2 protein-coding genes are annotated in these 1119 nt (G+C 39.7%); both read left to right on the top strand.

The window, feature by feature from the left end:
• Positions 1-45 precede the first annotated feature (45 nt).
• Positions 46-468: a helix-turn-helix domain-containing protein gene (locus Q0590_RS37370; protein WP_302042791.1), complete on the top strand. Its 423-nt coding sequence runs from the start codon at positions 46-48 to the stop codon at positions 466-468.
• 24 nt (positions 469-492) lie between these two features.
• Positions 493-1110: an IS630 family transposase gene (locus Q0590_RS37365; RefSeq protein WP_302042792.1), complete on the top strand. Its 618-nt coding sequence runs from the start codon at positions 493-495 to the stop codon at positions 1108-1110.
• The last annotated feature ends 9 nt before the right edge of the window (positions 1111-1119 follow it).

Genomic DNA, 1119 nt, shown 5'->3' with positions numbered 1-1119 from the left:
TAAGTATGGGGACAAAATTAAGTATAAACATGTTATAGTTCCCATATGGGAAAGATACGGACAATAGAGCTAACGATTGAGCAGCAAAAAGCTTTACAAGAAGGTTATCAGTTAGGAAAAACTCATGCTTTCCGCAGGCGTTGTCAACTAATATTGCTCAAGAGCGAAGGCAGAACCTCGAAGGAAGTGAGTTGCATTATTAAGATGAATGAGATTTCAGTCAATAAGTGGTTAGATGGCTATGAGTCAGAGGGGATAGAAGGGTTAACGACTAAACCCGGAAGAGGTCGTAAGCAAGTATTTGATCAAGGGCAAGATGAAGCTAGAGTTCGAGAAGTTGTTCAAAAAGAACGTCAGAGGCTGGCTGGGGCCAAAGTCATCCTGGAAAAGGAGTTGAATAAGCAGTTTAGCCTGAAAACTCTCAAACGCTTTTTAAAAAGCTTGGATCCGAAGATTAACATCGTCTAAGATCCACTGCCGATACAAAAATGAATCAGGAATGATTCAGTAAGGAGGCGGCCTAAAGGTAAACCCGATGCAGCACTATATAGGGTGCGTAAAGCGGCATTAGCTCTTTTAGAGCAACAAAGCAGGCAAGGCCATATTGATTTGTTCTACGGAGATGAAAGTCAAATATGTGAAGAGGGTTATGTGCCCTATGGTTGGCAATTTGCTCGGGAAGATGTCAGTATACAGGTAGCTAAAGGGGGTAAAATAAATCTTTTTTGTATGATCTCCAGAAACAATCAATTCTTCTATCAAACATCCAGAGAGAAAATGACAGCCCTTTTTATTGTAGAACAATTAGAAAGATTCTCCTTTACCGTTGAAAAACCCACAGTCGTTGTAGTGGATAATGCTAGAATTCATACGGCTCGTAAAGTCAAAGAACGTTTGCAAGTTTGGCAATCAAGAGGCTTATATATCTTTTATTTACCTCCTTACTCACCCCATCTCAATATTTGTGAAAGGGTGTGGAAAGAGTTGAAAGCTCGTTGGTTGAAGCCGCAAGATTATCTATCAGCAGACGCTCTATTTTATGCTGCCGCGTTAGCTTTGGCTGCTATAGGTAAATCTTTATGTATTCATTTCTCTGATTTTAATTTATAGCTTAACTTA

Source organism: Rhodocytophaga aerolata (assembly GCF_030503435.1).
Taxonomy (GTDB): Bacteria; Bacteroidota; Bacteroidia; order Cytophagales; family 172606-1; genus Rhodocytophaga; species Rhodocytophaga aerolata.
This window is presented reverse-complemented; position numbering and strand designations above follow the sequence as displayed.